Source organism: Neobacillus paridis (assembly GCF_016765675.1).
In the GTDB taxonomy this organism is placed as follows: Bacteria; Bacillota; Bacilli; order Bacillales; family Cytobacillaceae; genus Neobacillus; species Neobacillus paridis.
In genome coordinates this window covers 1-588 of the sequence record NZ_JAESWB010000182.1, presented here as the reverse complement: position 1 = coordinate 588, position 588 = coordinate 1, and the positions used below count along the sequence as shown (strand labels likewise).

Below are 588 nucleotides of genomic sequence, written 5' to 3'. Positions count from 1 at the left end.
CTTCTCCAATGCTTGTCGTGCGCTGTCGGCCGCCCGAGGCTCGGCAAGCGTTAGGTTGGACAGGATTTGCTCACTTAGCGCGGAGTGATGCTCGCGTAAAAGTCGCGTGAGCGCCAAGGCAAAGTGCGATTTACCCGAGCCGTAGCCGGCGATTGCGAGCGAAAATGGATTACTATGTGCTGCAGTCTCGTCGGCAATACGAGTAAGAAGATCTGCCGCAAGCGTTGCCGTGTCAGTTAAGCGGTAGATCTCATCGCCGTAAACGTCTTTGCCAACCCCGTGGTAGCGTGGACCGTGAAACACGAAGCTTCGTGCCGCCTCGTCCGCACGGTTAATCTGGTCATCCGCCCACAGCAACTGGACGGCTCCATCGAAGAACAAGTCCGAACGAAACCGAATTAAATCGCCAACTTTCATGATGAGCCCTAGTGATTAATTGTTGTCTCTATAATTGTTGTCTCTACAGTAGTTCGCTGTAGATCTGCGCAGTTAGTTCGTCGCTACGCTTTATTTTCATAACTAACGGCGTTCCCGTTTGTCGATCGACTCGTGTGATACCTTGTGCTGTTGTCCACGCCAAGAACTCAT

Annotated in this window: 1 protein-coding gene; it reads right to left on the bottom strand. The window is 52.4% G+C overall.

The genetic code is table 11. From position 1 onward, the window contains the following. Positions 1 to 417, bottom strand: a 417-nt coding sequence (locus JK635_RS14365; RefSeq protein WP_202654659.1) for a hypothetical protein, incomplete at its 3' end; no start/stop codon positions are given. Positions 418 to 588 lie beyond the last annotated feature (171 nt).